Below are 16740 nucleotides of genomic sequence, written 5' to 3'. Positions count from 1 at the left end.
CATTTATTTGAGAAAAGGCAACATCACGTTTATAATTGAAAAGAAACATCCAGTCAAAAGGAGGGATGATCGTGAGTACACCAGTAACGATTACAGAAGCTGCTGCATTGCAGATTAAAGATATGATGAAAGAACATGAAGAAGAAAATGCGTTCCTACGAGTGGGCGTAAAAGGCGGCGGCTGCAGCGGTCTTTCATACGGGATGGGCTTTGACCATGAAGTCTCAGAGAAAGATACGCAGTTCGAACAGCACGGCATAAAGGTTCTTGTTGACTCCGAAAGCCTTGATATCATGAACGGCACCATCATTGATTTCAAACAATCACTAATGGGCGGCGGTTTCACGATTGACAATCCGAACGCGATTGCGTCATGCGGATGCGGTTCTTCGTTCAGAACAGCTACCAATACCGGTACGCCGGAAGAGTGTTAGAATTTCAGTATCAATGAATTCTGTAAATCCATTTTGAATAAAAACCTCCTCAATTAGATTATAAATTTGAGGAGGTTTTTTTATGTTCTTTTTTAAAGGTGCTTAAAATTCTAACAAGGTTTTCAACAAGTCTATTTGAAATGATTAGATATAGCATGAGCATACAGTATGTTTCGTACGATAATTAGAATTCATTATTACACCGATTTGCTTTGAAATTCATTAAAATGTTTAGGTGAAAAATAATCCGCAATTTTTTAAAATTTCATTTGTATCAAGTACGGTTGCTTCTTCAATTCCTACATTATTCATTTTCATAAAAGATTGTACAGCTTGATAACCTACTGCATAGCCTGCAAAGGGTGATAATCCGACAGGTTGATATCCTTGTTCTTTTGCAATGTTATCACCAAACATATAACTACTGACCTCAGCAAACCCTTTCGTATATAAAGCGTCTTTAATCACTTCTTTTGAATATTCTAAGTCCTGTTGATCAAAAGAAGTGACCCAAGGTCCTAGCATCTTTTCACCATAAAGTTCTTTTGCAAATGATTCAGCTAAACCTTCTATAATTAAGTAATCTCCAACCGTTACATTTCCGTAATCCCATTCAAAATAGGAAAAACGAATATTATGATGGAATTCATGCGCAATTAGAGCGGGGATCCGTGGGATGTTATAAGAGTTCGGATATATTGAGCATTGGATAAATCCCGGAATTCCTCCAAAGCCACAATACCCTTTTTGTTGTTCTAGCTTTTTCGGATCAGCTATATATAGACCAAATCTCAATTCATCAGAATTTATATGAAGGTTGTGTTTTTTGATAAAATTCATACAATAGTTCAAGGTGGTATTTGCCATTTGAAGAGCTTGAATTTCTTGTAGTTTTTTTAACGCTTGTTTACCAGTTTGTGTTTGTGATACATCAAGATAGCCAAGCATATTGGTTGCCATGATGACATCATAGCCATTTTTTTGTGTAGCTTTTAACGGAACGTTTATCATATTCCACATCTTTTCAAAAGGCCTCATCATGTTGTATCGAAAAAAGTGTTCTTTATTTTCTTTTAGCGAAAACAATTTTTCGTATTGAGCGATTGTATCTTCAATGATGATGTTCATCAGCTTGGACCTCTTTTCTGTTGATCAGCAAATACTTTCATGGCTTCACTCATGAATGAAGCCAAGCCCTCACCATATTGATCTATATTTTTTGTAAATCGTTCATCTTGAATATAAAGTTGACCTAATCCATAAAATGCCTCGAGGGAGTATTGAGTAAAGTGATTATTTAAAAATTCATACCATTCTTTGATGGCGGCTTGTACCTCTTTGGATTGAGGAGTGAGGTTGCGGAGGGATGCTAAGTTATGAAAAACTCTATCCCATCTTAAAGATAAATCATGTTGTTCATCTTTCGACAATCGACTTAATTTGAAGTTCACGTTATCAATGGACTGATTCCCCCAGCGACAGCGAGCTTCTTCTTCATATTGGTTGAATTTCATGTTCATTCCCTTGAACCTCTCTTTATTTGTTAGGTGAATTTCTCCCGTTATATGTTTTAGCGTCTTATCAATATTTTCAATCATTCTATCGAGTGTATTTCGTTTTTCCATCAACATTTTTCGTTGTAATATAAATGCTTCATGTTTATCAAATGACGGATTGTTTAGGATTTCTTTTATTTCCTTTAAGTTAAATCCCAGTTCTCTGAAAAATAATATTTGCTGTAGTGTTTCAAGGTTTTCTTCTGAATAAAGCCGGTAACCAGCATCCGTGACTTCTTTTGGGGTCAACAAACCAATTTGATCATAATGATGAAGTGTACGAATACTAATATCAAACAATTCAGCGACTTCTTTTACTTTCATATTCAACACATCTCCTTATGATATTCACTATAAAGTATGACGTTACGTCAGGGTCAATAGAAAAGGATCAATGAAGGTGTAAAAATGAAAAAAAGACACTCATTCAGCGTCTCTTTCTCAAATTGTTTCTTCTATTTTCAATAGTTCTTTATCCAAGACATCCACCAACTCTTGGGTGCTAAACATATAGATCACCACTTCTTTATTGCCATCTTCCACATGGACTTCAATTTCAATTTTAATCTTTGCTGGTTTTTCATGGTATACCACTTCAAAGATGCCCATTCTTTTTGTTTCATTGTTTTTATTCATTTTTTGAACGTTGGTGAGTATCTGTTTGATTTCTTGATCACTCAAACCAGCATCTAAAATCGAAGTAGACACATGTGTTAAAAAAGGTTCTAGCTGATCAACATCCATATTCAATCCGGCAGCGAATTGAACATAGTGTTTGTTATAGTCTTTTGCAAACACTTCAACTGAACCGCCAATCATCAGTAACAAGCTCAAACTAATCATGAAACGCTTTATCATCTTTCCACCTATCCTTCATTACGATCTTCTACTTCCTATATCGGCTGAACCAATCAAACCTTCATTGATTCCATTTCTTCTTAAACAATTTGTAAATCGCTCAATTTTGTTACAGCTTGTCCTCACAACTGGCTATTTCCACTCGAAAAGAGTATCATGAGAACCAAACATATACTGTCATCAGAAAAGAGGTTGCTGAGGTTTGAGTGAACAAATCAATTGCAGGAACTGTCATGAACTGATTCCGTATCGTTCAAAAACATGTCCATCTTGCGGGATAGACAAGCCGCTTCCGAAAAAGGAACGTGTGAAGGATCGGGTGATTTTGGTTGTGGCAGGAATTGTTGTGGTGTTACTTGCTGCAATGGTACTTGGAATGGCGAATGCCTATATTGGGATTTTTAAATAAACAAAAAAGGAGTTCCGCAGATGGAACTCCTTTTTTTGATCCGTTCTTATTTATTTTCAAATAAGCTTGTGGAATGAAGCGGCTGTACACGAGCTTTCGGGTCCATGTAAGCTTTGGCGTTGTTCACAGCAGTTGGTGCTTCACCAAATCCGCTTGCGATTAATTTGACTTTTCCTTCATACGTACAGATGTCTCCTGCCGCATAGAAGCCTTCGATATTGGTTTCCATTGTGGATTTGACCACGATAGAGTTCTTTTCGATTTCAAGGCCCCATTGTTTGATTGGTCCAAGGGAGGAAACAAAACCGAAGTTGACGATCACATCGTCCACATCTAGTACTTGTTTTTTATCGCCTTTCACTTCTTCAAGCACAATTTGTTCAATGCGGTCTTCCCCAATGAGCTCAGTTGGCACAAATGGTGTCAGCACATTGACTTTCGAGTTGTGCAAGTTTTCTACACTGTGCTCATGTGCACGGAATTTATCACGACGGTGAATAATCGATACTTCTTTTGCGATTGGCTCAAGCATCAGTGCCCAGTCAACCGCAGAGTCTCCGCCGCCAAGAACAGCAACACGTCTGCCAGCGAATTGGTTCAGGTCATTGATGAAGTAATGCAGGTTGCTTCCTTCAAATGATTCTGCTGCATCTAGCTCAAGCTTTCTCGGTTGGAATGCACCGTTACCAGCTGTAATGATGATTGTTTTTGAATAATGAACCTCTTGATTCGTAACGAGTTTGAAAATACCGTCTGCTTGTTTTTCAACCGTTTCCACAGCTTGCTCTAAGCAAATGGTTTGGTCAAATTTATCCATTTGTTCCTTTAAATTATCAACTAATTCTTGTGCGCGGATTTTTGGGAAACCAGCCACATCATAAATGTATTTTTCAGGGTAAAGAGCGGATAGTTGACCGCCGAGCTGAGGAAGGCTTTCAATGATTTTCACACTTGCCTGTCTCATGCCCCCGTAAAACGCAGTAAACAATCCGACTGGGCCGCCCCCGATAACGGTAATGTCATATACCTTAGAATCTTCTTGCATTCCTTAATCCTCCCAAATGAAAATTGTTATCACTATATCATATCATACCACATATCGTCGTTTGACTTGTTTTGAAAAACTTGTCGTTTTTTGATGCCGATGCTGTGAAAAGTGGAAAAAAGAGAGAAAGACCGTTTATCCTAAGGATTTTCAGTTTAAAGCCTTGAAAAAAGGAGCAGAACTCGCTATTATTGTTAAGGGAACTAAATATTAATTTTTTATGAATTTTTGTCGGAAACGGTCAAATGCTTTCGTTTTTTGTAGGTGAAAGTTCAGATTTTCACATACTTATTTTTTGTTTAAATTTCATAAAATGCCGCAAAGCGGTTGAGAATAACGATATGTAATTCTTTATCCGTTTTACAGCAAATTTAAAAAAGGTGGATGTGATTCCAGTGAATAAACCGAAAATCGTTGTATTAGGTGCAGGTTATGGCGGATTAATGACTGTAACAAGATTAACAAAACAGCTTGGCACAAATGATGCGGACATTACTCTTGTGAACAAGCATAATTATCATTACGAAACAACATGGTTACATGAAGCAAGTGCAGGTACTCTTCATCATGACCGTTGTCGTTATCAAATCAAAGATGTGATTAACAGTTCCCGTGTCAACTTTGTACAAGCAACAGTTGAAAGCATTAATAAGGAAGAGAAGAAAGTTGTGACATCAGATGGCGAACTTTCTTATGACTACCTTGTTGTTGCGCTTGGTGCTGTTCCTGAAACATTTGGTATTGCAGGACTGAAAGAATATGCATTCTCAATCTCTAACATCAACTCTGCTCGTCAGCTTCGTGAGCATATTGAGCTTCAATTTGCGACTTATAATACAGATGCTGAAAAGCGCCCAGAGCGTCTAACTATCGTTGTCGGCGGTGCAGGCTTCACAGGTATTGAGTTCCTTGGTGAGCTTGGAAACCGTGTACCTGAGCTTTGCAAAGAGTATGATATTGATCAAAAAGACGTGCGTATTATCTGTGTAGAAGCTGCACCAACAGCTCTTCCAGGATTTGATCCTGAATTGATCGACTATGCGATGAACTACCTTCAAGGTAAAGGTGTTGAGTTCAAAATCGGTACAGCGATCAAAGAATGTACGCCTGAGGGCATCATTGTTGGAAAAGACGATGATACAGAAGAAATCAAAGCTGAAACTGTTGTATGGGCTGCTGGTGTACGTGGTAACCCAATCGTTGAAGAAGCTGGATTTGAAAACATGCGCGGCCGCGTAAAAGTGTCTCCAGATCTTCGTGTACCAGAAAATGAAGATGTATTCATCATCGGTGACTGCTCATTAATCATCAATGAAGAAATTAATCGTCCATACCCACCTACTGCACAAATTGCGATGCAGCAAGGTGAAACAGTAGCGAAAAACCTTGCAGCACTAGTAAAAGGTGGCACGCTTGAAAGCTTTAAGCCAGACATCAAAGGAACAGTTGCTTCTCTTGGTGAACACGACGCTGTAGGTGTTGCGTTTGGTAAAAAACTTCAAGGAACAAAAGCTTCTGCAATGAAAAAAATCATCGACAACCGTTCATTATTCATGGTTGGCGGACCAGGACTTGTTCTGAAAAAAGGAAAATTCAAGTTCTTCTAAACCGATATAGACAAAAACGTGTATCCCTGTGGTACACGTTTTTTCATGTTTGACGGAATATTTTCTCACTTGGTACTGGACAGAAAAATATGTTATGATGAATTATCAGAAAATTTAGATTAAGGAGTGAGCAATATGAATGCACAAACGAAAGAAAAAAAGTCAACTTGTCAGTATTGTTCAGGAAAAGGATATTTTCAGTTATTGCTCGGCGGATCAGAAACATGTGAGGAATGTAAAGGGACAGGAAAGAAGCATTAATCTTACGGCTTTTTCCATTGATTGACTTCATCTCTATTTCCAAGTTAAACTAATGATGGGATATTTGGGGGTGGAGATGAAGTGATCAGTTTACCAGTCGTTATCATTTCAGTTATTTTATTTTTCGTGTTATTCTTCGGCATTGGCTTTTTGCTGAATATGCTGCTGAGAATGTCATGGATTATGGCAATTTTATATCCAATTGTATGCCTTTTCATTATCAATAATCAAAAGATGATCGCTTATGTAAGAGAACCAGGCATTGCTTTTTCCGGGATAGGAGACCGCATCGTTTCTCTTGCTGCGGCAGATATCATCATTTTATTAAGTGGTCTAATTGGTGCCATTGCCTCAGGTTTTGTCATCAATGCCCTTCGTAAAAGAGGCTATCAAATGTTTTAACTCACTTGTCTACACGCAAGTGGGTTTTTTTGTTTCTCCTTTGCATAGTTTCCATTTTGTTTGGAAACAAATAGATGGGTAGAGGAGTGACAAATAGAAATGAAAACATGGATGAAACGATTGTTCATGACAGGTCTGTTTATGCTTGCCTTGATGACAAGCTTTACGGGCATATCTGGCGTAGAACCAAGTGATCTCGCTGCATGGGTGAAAGAGACCGATGCCGGTAAGCACGTATCTTCTTTTTTAAAGCATCCAAAAAGGCAGACGATGGCGGTGAAAAGTGATGATTTGCGTGCTGTTTCTCTCGAAGAAGCATTTAATTGGAACGATTATCCGAAGCAAAAGGTTGTCGCCACAGGTTATACAGCAGGAGTAGAATCAACAGGTAAGACGAAAGAACATCATGCATATGGCATTACATATTCAGGCGTCAAAGTAAAACGTGATTTATATTCAACCGTGGCAGCGGACCCATCTGTCTTTCCGATAGGAACTGTCCTGTTTATCCCCAATTATGGCTATGGTGTAGTCGCAGATACTGGGAAAGCGATTAAAGGTCATAAGCTTGATTTATATTATGAAACGGTTGATGATGTGTATAGAGAATGGGGTAAAAAAGTGCTGGACGTTTATGTGATTAAAAAGGGTGAAGGGACGCTGACAGAAAAAGACTTAAATCAGTTGAACGAAGCAGAATCGATGCAAGTGTTCCGGCAGCAGTTTCAAGCCAATAAAGAATAAAAAAGCTTTGGATCTCAAAAGGTCCAAAGCTTTTTCGTTTCTACATGAAGTAATAATCTAAGATGAGTGTGAGCAAGATTCCTGTTAAGCCGCCGAAGAAGACTTCAATCGGCTTATGCCCAAGAAGCTCTTTCAATTTCTTTTGCTTCTCTTTTTCTTCCGCATTTGGGAAGTTCTTTGCCTCGGCAACAAACCGGTTAAAATCTGTGACCAGTTTGTTCAGGACAGTTGCCTGTTCTCCTGCCTGTCTGCGAACACCTGTCGCATCAAACATTGTAATAATGGCAAAGATGGCGGAAATGGCAAAAATAGATGTTCCTAGCCCGTGCTCTAAAGCAACTGCTGTTGAGAGTGCTGTTACTGCTGCGGAGTGTGAACTTGGCATTCCGCCTGTGCTTGTAATGAGCGACCAATCTAGTCGTCTAGAAATGATAAATTGAATCGGTACTTTTACAAATTGTGCAAAAAAGATGGCTGCAAGGCTGGCAAGCAGCGGAAAATTCGTCAGTACGCTCATGAACAAGAAACATCCTCTCTTTAAGAAAAAATAACGTGCGAAATGATAAAGTATTTACCCTAGTAAGATAAAAAAATGATGGCAGTAAGAACTGTTGCCAAGTCCATGTTCATTATAACATTAAAGAAAGTAGATGTGGAACGAGGAGACCATGGACAGGCTGCTATGGATCGCTGCCGCTTTTTCATGATGCCCTTCCGCGTGCCAAAATATAAATGTTCTTCAAGGGAAGACAGGCTGGCAATGATCGTATCAGCACATAAATTTTGATATAATAGAAGTTCCAATGTGAAATATGGAGTTCATTGAAGGAGCGTGTGATAAATATGTTTTTCTCGACAAATGAGTTGCAACATAAAGATACACTGGCCATCGGACTTTTTCAAAAGAGCCAATTATCAGGAAAAGCAAAAGAAATGGATGAATTACATGGAGGAAGAATCACTGAATTACTAAAAGAAGGCGATATTTCGTCTAAGCGAAATCAGCTTTCGAAATTTTTCCCATCCCCTGAAACCGGCATTAAACGTATTTATTTTGTCGGGCTTGGGAAGGAGTCAGATTACACGTTTGAAGAGGCAAAGGAAGTGTTTGCGCATTTATTTAAAAAGCTTCATCAAGATAAAAAGCAAGCAGTTTCGGTTTTGCTTGATACATTTACAGGAAAGGATCTGCCTGTTCAAGATGCAGCCCATGCCCTTTCTGAAAGCTGCCTTTTAGCTACATATGAATTACAAGATTTTAAACATAAAACGAATGAACCGGATCGCTTTATCGAATTTGTTTATGCAACAACGGATCATGATGCTGCCGAAATTCAGGCAAGTCTGAAAGTGGGCGAAGTCTACGGACAATCGGTCAATTCGGCTCGTACACTTGTGAATATGCCGCCGAACATGCTCACGTCCTCTGATCTTGCATCCTATGCGGCAGAGCTTGCTTATAAATATGAATTCGAGATTGAAATTTTAGATAAAGAACAAATGGAAGAGCTCGGAATGGGCGCTATTCTAGCCGTTAATAGAGGCTCAACAGAACCACCGAAGCTGATTGTATTGAAATATCAAGGCAAGGAAGAATGGACAGACGTCATCGGTCTTGTCGGTAAAGGGATTACGTATGATACAGGTGGGTATTCCTTAAAGCCAAGAGCAAGTATGGTGGGGATGAAAACAGATATGGGCGGCTCAGCCTCTGTTTTAGGTGCAATGGAAATCATTGGTGAACTTCGTCCAGAGCAGAATGTCATTGCGGTCATCGCCTCAACAGATAATATGGTCTCAGCAGATGCGATGAAGCCAGATGACGTCATTGTCTCACTAAGCGGCAAAACAATCGAAGTGCTTAACACGGATGCAGAAGGCCGTCTTGTTTTAGCAGATGGTGTGACCTATGCGAAGCAGCATGGTGCCTCTGTGCTTGTGGATGTTGCGACATTAACAGGCGGTGTCATTGTGGCACTTGGGAATGAAACAACAGGCGTGATGACCAATAACGATGAACTGTATGCCCAGTTTAAAGAGGCATCAGAAGAATGTGGGGAAATGATTTGGCAGCTGCCAATCACCGAAAAAGATAAAAAACGAGTAAGAAACAGCAAAATGGCTGATCTGAATAACTCACCAGGTCGTGATGGTCATGCGATCATGGCAGGTGCATTCATTGGGGAATTCGCTGAAGACACCCCTTGGGTTCACTTAGATATTGCAGGAACAGCCACGACAGAAAAGCCTTCATGCTTTGGTCCAACAGGAGCAACAGGTGTGATGGTCAGATCATTAGCGACATTTGTGGAACGATTTGAACCGAAGAAATAACAACGGAAGCTCTGCCAACTGGCAGAGCTTTTTATGTAGGACATACGCCATTTGACGAAGTAAATTTTCTATGGTAACATACGTTGGTACTTTAATTATCTACTACATTAGTAAACTAAAGGATTTCGGAGGTTTCACCATGAATGCAGTTGTTTTAGCGGTTGTTTTAATGTTGATATTAAGCTTGCTGCGGGTCAATGTCGTGATTGCGCTGGCACTTGGCGCTTTAGCGGGCGGACTTGCAGGTGGATTAGGTCTAGGGGGAACAGTTCAAGCGTTCACTGACGGTCTTGGCGGAAATGCGACAGTGGCGATTAGTTACGCACTATTAGGTGCATTCGCAGCCGCACTGACGAAAACGGGTCTTCCTGATGCCATGGTCGAAGGAGCTGTGAAGCTTCTTGGAAAAGAAGGCGATTCAAGAAGAAAAACATTATCAAAAGTGCTCATTATTCTGGTCATTTTGATCGTATCTTGTTTTTCTCAAAACGTTGTTCCTGTTCATATTGCCTTTATTCCGGTCTTAATCCCGCCATTATTAAAGGTGTTTAACGAGCTTCAAATTGACCGCAGACTGCTAGCATGTGTGATGACTTTCGGACTTACTGCACCATATATTTTGCTTCCGGTCGGTTTTGGACAGATTTTTCACGGAATGCTTCGTGACAACATGAAAGATGCAGGTTTAACAGTGAATTTAGCAGACATTCCGTATGCGATGCTGATTCCTGTAGGCGGCATGGTTCTTGGCTTGATCGTTTCACTCTTTGTCTATCGTAAGCCAAAAACATATGAGAATCGTGACATTACGGATGTAGAAAAATCAGCATATACAAAAAAGAGCTTATTCTTTGCTGGACTTGCGATCCTTGTATCACTTATTGTTCAGTTATATCTCTCTCAAAGCCTTGGAGTCGAAGGGATGATCTTCGGTGCGCTTGCAGGCTTGCTTGTCTTGTTTGTAACGGGAATGATGAAACGCGATGAAGCAGATGCGCTGATTACATCTGGCATGAACATGATGGCATTTATCGGATTTGTCATGCTTGTTGCAGCTGGATTTGCCAATGTTTTAACGAAAACAGGAGATATTGAATCTCTCGTCAAGGCGTCTTCTCAATTTATCGGAAACAGCCAAAGCTTAGCGGCTATTTTAATGCTACTGGTGGGTCTGCTAGTGACAATGGGCATTGGCTCATCATTTGCAACGATTCCGATTATTACGACGATCTTTGTCCCGCTTTGTTTACACTTAGGATTCAGCCCGATGGCGACTATTGCGATTATTGGTTCAGCTGCGGCGGTAGGAGATGCAGGTTCACCTGCAAGCGACAGTACACTCGGACCAACATCTGGACTGAATATGGATGGACAGCATCACCACATTTGGGGTACATGTGTCCCAACATTCGCTTTTTATAATATCCCGCTCGTCTTGTTCGGCTGGCTTGCCGCAATTATGCTATAAATGAAAAAAGGTTCCTTACTCATAGAGTAAAGGAACCTTTTCTGATATTAGGAAGCTGTTTGTTCTTTTCGAAAGGATGTGGCTTTTGAAACTGATCGATAAATTTTAGGTGCCAGCATCGCAAGGAGGATGGTCAGCGCATAGTCTTTTACCATAAACCAAATCATGAAGAACCATGTAGTTTGATAAGAGATTGGTGCGTTCAGCCATACATTTAATGCGATGTATGTATAAGTTGTCCCGATCACATACATCACGGTCGTTCCTGCAATGGCTGCAAATAAAAAGCGGCCAAAACCAGGGTTTTGTCTTTTTTCAAGAATGAATCCGGCAAGCCAAGCAGCAGGAATGTATGATAACACAAAGCCACCGCTTTTTCCTAAAATAACGCCGAGACCCGCCGAGAACTGTGCGAATACAGGTGCACCAGCGATCCCAACAAGAGCATAGACAATCATGGCCAATGCGCCAAGTCGTCTGCCCAACAAAAGACCAGCAAGCACACAAAAAAACGGCTGCATCGTAAGTGGGATTCCGCCGACCTGTAAAAATGGCACAATGGATGTGATATTGGCTCCGATAGCCATGAGTGCAGCAAACATCCCGACGAGCACAAAGTCAGCTGTTCTTGTCTTCTTTTGCATGATATTTCCCCCTGTCTTATCTGTACAAATAGATTAAGGGGAAGAGGTTTTTTTGTCAACTCATTTTTATTTTAGGTTAACAATAAAACCCGCCCCTGAAAAGGGCGGGCTAGATATTAAGCTTCGGTCATGGAAGAGGTTTCAAGGGCTTTACTAACAGGCACATAATCATAGCCGAGATCACGAGCGACAGCTTCATAGGTGATATGTCCGTTCATCACATTGACGCCTTCAGCAATTGTCTTGTTTTCTTTGATCGCTTTTGCAGCGCCTTTATTTGCAATCTGCAGTGCGTATGGGACCGTGACGTTTGTTAAAGCAACTGTCGATGTTCTCGGAACCGCTCCTGGCATATTGGCAACAGCATAATGTAAAATGCCGTGCTTTTCATAAGTAGGCTGATCATGTGTTGTAATATGATCGATTGTTTCCACAATCCCGCCTTGGTCAATGGCTACATCGACAATGACAGAACCAGGCTTCATTTGTTTCACCATTTCTTCTGTGACAAGGGTTGGAGCTTTGGCACCTGGGATGAGAACCGCACAAATGAGCAGGTCTGCCTCGCTCACTGAATCTGCAATGTTAACAGGATTAGACATTAACGTTTTCATTTGGTGACCAAACTGATCGTCCAGCTGACGTAATCGTTCCGCATTTACATCAATAAGGGTGACATCTGCGCCAAGTCCGATCGCCATTTTCGCTGCATTTGTTCCAACGACACCGCCGCCAATAATGGTGACTTTCCCTCTCGATACTCCTGGCACGCCTGCGAGCAGAATGCCTTTTCCGCCTTTTGGCTTTTCTAAAAATTGAGCACCAATTTGAGCAGCCATTCTACCTGCAACTTCAGACATTGGCGTTAATAGAGGGAGTGATTTTCCGTCCGTTACCGTTTCATAAGCAATGGCTGTCACACCTTTTTGTTTTAATGCTTCAGCCAAGGAGGGCTCTGCTGCAAGATGCAGGTACGTAAATAAGATCAGACCTTCTCTGAAATATGAATATTCTTCTGGTAATGGTTCTTTTACCTTCATAATCATATCAGAAGATGCCCACACATCTTTCGCTTGATCAAGAATCTCTGCACCAACAGATACATAATCGTCATCAGTGAATCCGCTTCCAAAACCAGCGTTCGTTTCAATTAAAATCTGGTGTCCAGCTGAAAGCAATTGAGATGCTGCTCCTGGTGTTAATGCGACCCGGTTTTCATTGTTCTTAATCTCTTTCGGAATGCCGATGATCATATCAATTCCTCCTATGCTTATCTATTGATATTGTATGTCTAGTGTATCCTGAAAGTTTAGAAAATTCTTCGGTTGAATGAAAAAATTAAAAAACGCCTCTTTGTGAAATTTCACAAAGGGACGTTTTTTAGCTTCATATCAAGATAAATGGTCATTTTCTCATTCATGTTTTTTAAATCAATTTCTGCAATGTCCGTAATCCGCTTCAGTCTGTAATTCAGTGTGTTGATATGAATATTTAACTGCTTTGCGGCGATATTGGCGTTGCTGTCACAATCAATAAATCGTTCAAGGGTCTCGACGAGGTTGGAATGATGCCTGAGGTCGTAATCCTCAAGCTTTGATAAAGAGTAACTGGAATAAGACGATCCCTTTCGTTTTTCAGCAAGCACATCTAAGTATTGATAAATACCCAGTTCAGAAAAGCTGTTCAATTGTTCTGTTTCCACAGGAAAGCGTTCTTTTGTTTTTAAGACTGCCAGTGCTTCTTTATAGGATGGCTGAATATGAGTAATGTGATCATAAATTCCACCAATGGCCGCCTGAACGTGATGGATCTGATACCGATCAGACAACTGCTTTAGCATGCCGCTTGTGAATTGTTTAATATCTTGAAGCGGATGTTCTGTTTTTGGCGAGACAAGAATAATGAATTCGTTAAAATCAACAGTTGTTAAAAGCACCTGCACTTGCTGCGTTGTTTCAAGCAGATAGGAGAGCTTCTTTTCCGTATCTTCTGTGAGTTCATCACGAAGGCGAAAGATAATAATGGCATACGTGTCTGGACATCTCATCCCAAGCCTCAAGAAGAGATCAAGCATCTCATCCTTTTCATGAATATGTCCTGTGAGCATCTTCCAAAATAGCTCCTGATTGCGTTCTTCTGTTTTCGTTTTTCGAATTTGTAAATTGAGTAATTTGTTTTTCACGGCATGTGCTGCCATCTTGAGAAGGTCCATTTCTTCATCTGAAAAAGGCTGCGTGGATTCAATCGCCCAGATAAAGCCGAGCACCTCTTTGTCTTTCCATATGGAAATGGCAACCCTGCTGGATAGACCGACTTCTGCAATTTGAGGTACGCGAAGCGGTTCATCTGTTTTAAGGAGTGTAGGAATGATACCGTCTTTCCAAAGCCGATTAATGACTTTTTCCGGTACACGGCGGGAGATAATGGTTGAAGTTCTGGCGGGATCAGTGAAATCATTATGTGTGCTATAGGCTAATAATCGATGATGAGTATCTTCTATAGTAATAGGGCAATTGAGCACATCACTAATTTGGTCTGCCACATCCTCTAAACGATCAAGGCTATACTTAAACGGATCTGTCTTTTTTGTCATAAAAAACCCCTGCTTTTTCGAATATTTCACGTACTTACATTATGAAGAGAATCAGGTACGTAAATCAATAAAAAAATGCCATAATCATTAAAAAAACAAAAAGCTTGAGAAATGAGCACATTGGTCATGCGTTGATCACAAAAAGAAATAGTACAATAATAATGTAGTAAAAAATCAATAGGCGGAAAGATTCATCGAAGTGCACGCCCTTTTATTAAGAATATATGACCAAAAAAATGTTAAATACTAGATAAAGAGCGAAAAAACAGTAATTCCATAGACTCATTTTGTAAAATAAAAACAGATTTGTTTGACTGTGTATCATTTCTGTTTTTATAATAATAACGTCAAAAAATAAGTGGATTAGCCCATTATATGGCGGCTATGCACGGGAGGTAATGAGGAATATGTCAGGAATTATTCGCGTAACCCCAGAAGAACTAAGAGCGACCGCTAAGCAATATGGTGTTGAAAGTCAAGAAGTGTTAAACCAAGTTGATCGTCTAAATAGAATGATCTCTGACCTAAAAGGAATGTGGGAAGGTGCTTCTAGTGAAGCATTCGCTGATCAATACGAACAGCTTAAACCTTCATTCATCAAAATGTCTGATCTATTAACAGATGTCAGCAATCAGCTTGATCAAACTGCAAATACACTTGAAAGCACTGACCAAGACATCGCTAGCCAAATTCGCGGCTAATCAAAGGGATTTCCTTTCTAAGTGTGAAAAGCAGAAAAAGCGCCGAGTCTGTCAGTTGATGCCGGCGCTCTTTCTATTTTGTGAGGTGGAAATTTGTGTATATCGATATTACCATCGACTTAAAAAACTATGATGGCAGTGTGTTTGATTTGAGACTATCAAATTATTTACATATTAAACAAGTCATCCATATCGCCTGGCAGGCAAAACAAATCTCACTACCTAAACGAGATGGCGGATGGGTGCGTGTAGTCAATAAGAAAGCTGTGTTTTCAGGCGAATATAAGCTGTCAGACTGTGGAATCACCACAGGAGACAGGCTGGAAATACTATGAAAGGACTTTTGTAAATGGCAGATAAAAAGAGTTCCTATTTAGAAGAACAATTAGAAGCAGTCATGAAAAAAGAGGAAGGCACTTACACCTTCATTTTTCAAAGAGAGACAATTAAACTCTTAGACGGTTTAGAAGCGGCACCGATTAAAGACATCAATCCTTCATTTAAAAAAGAGATCCAATTAACCGAAGGTGAGGTCATCATTTCGATTCAACCGCCTCCTGCCTATCAGGAATTTCGTTTCATCCATGCAAAGGATGAAAAAAGCAAATGGATTTTTTCATACCAGCTTGTCGATGCAGTGTGCAAACACGACGTGAAGCGGCTGCATCCTATTGTTTCTCCTGAAAACATTGTTTTTCATCAAGGCTTAGCGCCTGCATTTTTGCATTACGGGGTCAAAGAAAGCATCCCGCCATATGAAACCGACCAACAACGTTTGTTAAAAGAGGTCAAAGCCGTCATTCTTCGAGTGGTGGACCATGAATATCAGTTTCAAGAATATTTGGCTTATCATGATACGTTGAAATTATCTGAGCAGGCAAAGGAAATAAGTGATACACAGTCGCTGGAAGAATTGTCTGCTTTGATTCAACAAAAAATAGAAGCCATCGAAGCAAAAGAAAAGACGCTCTTAACCATTCCAAAAAAGAAATGGAAGATTGAACGATACATTGGACTTGGTCTCCTTGTTCTTTTGATTCCTGCATTGGTGTATACCATTTACACGTTCTTTTTCGCCATGCCGAAACAAGAAGCGTATGTGGAAGCGAACAAATATTATCTCAACAAACAGTACAGCCAAGTGGTGGATACGCTCGAAAAATACAAAGCCGATCAAATGCCAGTCTCTCTTCAATATGAACTGGCCATTTCGTATGTGCAAACGAATCAAGGGAATCTATTGCTTGACCAGCACAAAAAAGAAATCACGGATACGTACACATTGCAGACAGACCCGCAATACTTCCTGTTCTGGATTCATATTGGACAAGGCAATAGCAAGGAAGCTCTGGATATTGCAAGGGTGCTCGGGGACGACCGATACATATTTACAGCACTCGTCGCCTACCGCAATGAAATTCAAAATGACGACAGCCTATCTGCTGAAGAAAAACAAAAACAGCTAGACCCAATCATTAAGGAAATGGCGAAGTATGAAGAAAAAGAAACAACGGAGACGAGCACCAATGACTCCTCAGATGCAAGCCAAACAGATGAAACAGCTGAACAAAAAGAGCAGTCAAAAGCCGATCAGGAGAAAAAAGAGAAAGAATCTGATGCAAAAAAGAAAACCTCTCAGACGAAAAAAGATGAGAAAAAATAATTCTTTCGATACAACTGACAG

At 40.1% G+C, this 16740-nt stretch carries 19 protein-coding genes; 11 read left to right on the top strand and 8 right to left on the bottom strand.

What is annotated here, in order from left to right; all coding sequences use genetic code 11:
- Nucleotides 1-71: 71 nt before the first annotated feature.
- Nucleotides 72-434: an iron-sulfur cluster insertion protein ErpA gene (erpA, locus tag FBF75_RS05855; protein WP_008357254.1), complete on the top strand. Its 363-nt coding sequence runs from the start codon at nucleotides 72-74 to the stop codon at nucleotides 432-434.
- Nucleotides 435-665: 231 nt separating this feature from the next.
- On the opposite strand, the gene FBF75_RS05850 is transcribed toward erpA, so the two are convergent.
- The 3 genes from FBF75_RS05850 to FBF75_RS05840 form a co-directional block, all read right to left on the bottom strand.
- Nucleotides 666-1562: a DUF2268 domain-containing putative Zn-dependent protease gene (locus tag FBF75_RS05850; protein WP_017367976.1), complete on the bottom strand. Its 897-nt coding sequence runs from the start codon at nucleotides 1560-1562 to the stop codon at nucleotides 666-668.
- Entirely contained in the window at nucleotides 1562-2314 is a 753-nt protein-coding gene (locus tag FBF75_RS05845; protein WP_169476060.1) for a MerR family transcriptional regulator, read from the bottom strand. Before FBF75_RS05845 ends, FBF75_RS05850 begins: the two co-directional genes overlap by 1 nt.
- Before the next feature lie 117 nt (nucleotides 2315-2431).
- Nucleotides 2432-2848, bottom strand: a complete 417-nt coding sequence (locus tag FBF75_RS05840; protein ID WP_136944518.1) for a hypothetical protein — start codon at nucleotides 2846-2848, stop codon at nucleotides 2432-2434.
- A gap of 202 nt (nucleotides 2849-3050) precedes the next feature.
- Between FBF75_RS05840 and FBF75_RS05835 the strand changes: the two genes are divergently transcribed.
- A complete protein-coding gene (locus FBF75_RS05835) occupies nucleotides 3051-3257 on the top strand; it encodes a hypothetical protein (RefSeq protein WP_008346803.1) in 207 nt (68 codons plus the stop codon).
- Between the two features lie 46 nt (nucleotides 3258-3303).
- Here FBF75_RS05835 and yumC read toward each other — a convergent pair whose 3' ends face one another.
- Nucleotides 3304-4302, bottom strand: coding sequence for a ferredoxin--NADP reductase 2 (yumC, locus tag FBF75_RS05830; protein WP_008357239.1), 999 nt, complete (start codon nucleotides 4300-4302; stop codon nucleotides 3304-3306).
- A gap of 389 nt (nucleotides 4303-4691) precedes the next feature.
- On the opposite strand from yumC, the gene FBF75_RS05825 reads away from it, so the two are divergent.
- From FBF75_RS05825 to FBF75_RS05815, 4 genes are all read left to right on the top strand, one after another.
- On the top strand, nucleotides 4692-5909 hold the full coding sequence (locus FBF75_RS05825; protein WP_162149727.1) for an NAD(P)/FAD-dependent oxidoreductase: 1218 nt from the start codon (nucleotides 4692-4694) through the stop codon (nucleotides 5907-5909).
- Between the two features lie 135 nt (nucleotides 5910-6044).
- Nucleotides 6045-6170, top strand: a complete 126-nt coding sequence (locus FBF75_RS19635) for a YuiA family protein (RefSeq protein WP_008346797.1) — start codon at nucleotides 6045-6047, stop codon at nucleotides 6168-6170.
- A gap of 81 nt (nucleotides 6171-6251) precedes the next feature.
- Nucleotides 6252-6572: a YuiB family protein gene (locus FBF75_RS05820; RefSeq protein ID WP_003212933.1), complete on the top strand. Its 321-nt coding sequence runs from the start codon at nucleotides 6252-6254 to the stop codon at nucleotides 6570-6572.
- 99 nt (nucleotides 6573-6671) lie between these two features.
- The gene (locus FBF75_RS05815; protein WP_017358926.1) at nucleotides 6672-7316 is read left to right on the top strand and encodes a 3D domain-containing protein; all 645 of its coding nucleotides are present in this window, start codon (nucleotides 6672-6674) and stop codon (nucleotides 7314-7316) included.
- A gap of 40 nt (nucleotides 7317-7356) precedes the next feature.
- Here FBF75_RS05815 and FBF75_RS05810 read toward each other — a convergent pair whose 3' ends face one another.
- Complete coding sequence (locus tag FBF75_RS05810; RefSeq protein WP_008346791.1) at nucleotides 7357-7833, bottom strand: divergent PAP2 family protein; 477 nt, start codon at nucleotides 7831-7833, stop codon at nucleotides 7357-7359.
- A 326-nt stretch (nucleotides 7834-8159) separates the two neighbouring features.
- On the opposite strand from FBF75_RS05810, the gene FBF75_RS05805 reads away from it, so the two are divergent.
- Together FBF75_RS05805 and FBF75_RS05800 are read left to right on the top strand one after the other, a co-directional pair.
- On the top strand, nucleotides 8160-9650 hold the full coding sequence (locus FBF75_RS05805) for a leucyl aminopeptidase (RefSeq protein WP_046344402.1): 1491 nt from the start codon (nucleotides 8160-8162) through the stop codon (nucleotides 9648-9650).
- A gap of 139 nt (nucleotides 9651-9789) precedes the next feature.
- A complete protein-coding gene (locus FBF75_RS05800; protein WP_008345907.1) occupies nucleotides 9790-11118 on the top strand; it encodes a Na+/H+ antiporter family protein in 1329 nt (442 codons plus the stop codon).
- A 47-nt stretch (nucleotides 11119-11165) separates the two neighbouring features.
- Here the strand turns inward: FBF75_RS05800 and FBF75_RS05795 are convergent, their stop codons facing one another.
- From FBF75_RS05795 to FBF75_RS05785, 3 genes are all read right to left on the bottom strand, one after another.
- A complete protein-coding gene (locus FBF75_RS05795; protein WP_008345905.1) occupies nucleotides 11166-11762 on the bottom strand; it encodes a biotin transporter BioY in 597 nt (198 codons plus the stop codon).
- Between the two features lie 116 nt (nucleotides 11763-11878).
- Nucleotides 11879-13015, bottom strand: a complete 1137-nt coding sequence (gene ald, locus FBF75_RS05790; RefSeq protein ID WP_135226222.1) for an alanine dehydrogenase — start codon at nucleotides 13013-13015, stop codon at nucleotides 11879-11881.
- A 110-nt stretch (nucleotides 13016-13125) separates the two neighbouring features.
- Nucleotides 13126-14355: a PucR family transcriptional regulator gene (locus tag FBF75_RS05785; protein WP_046526545.1), complete on the bottom strand. Its 1230-nt coding sequence runs from the start codon at nucleotides 14353-14355 to the stop codon at nucleotides 13126-13128.
- 407 nt (nucleotides 14356-14762) lie between these two features.
- Between FBF75_RS05785 and FBF75_RS05780 the strand changes: the two genes are divergently transcribed.
- The 3 genes from FBF75_RS05780 to essB all read left to right on the top strand — a co-directional run bounded on the left by FBF75_RS05780 (nucleotide 14763) and on the right by essB (nucleotide 16719).
- Nucleotides 14763-15056, top strand: a complete 294-nt coding sequence (locus tag FBF75_RS05780) for a WXG100 family type VII secretion target (RefSeq protein WP_003213769.1) — start codon at nucleotides 14763-14765, stop codon at nucleotides 15054-15056.
- 95 nt (nucleotides 15057-15151) lie between these two features.
- Nucleotides 15152-15391, top strand: coding sequence for an ESX secretion system protein YukD (yukD, locus tag FBF75_RS05775; protein ID WP_008345897.1), 240 nt, complete (start codon nucleotides 15152-15154; stop codon nucleotides 15389-15391).
- A 14-nt stretch (nucleotides 15392-15405) separates the two neighbouring features.
- Nucleotides 15406-16719, top strand: a complete 1314-nt coding sequence (essB, locus tag FBF75_RS05770; RefSeq protein ID WP_007500453.1) for a type VII secretion protein EssB — start codon at nucleotides 15406-15408, stop codon at nucleotides 16717-16719.
- Nucleotides 16720-16740 lie beyond the last annotated feature (21 nt).

Source organism: Bacillus sp. S2(2019), assembly GCF_005144805.1.
Classification (GTDB): domain Bacteria; phylum Bacillota; class Bacilli; order Bacillales; family Bacillaceae; genus Bacillus; species Bacillus altitudinis.
This window is presented reverse-complemented; position numbering and strand designations above follow the sequence as displayed.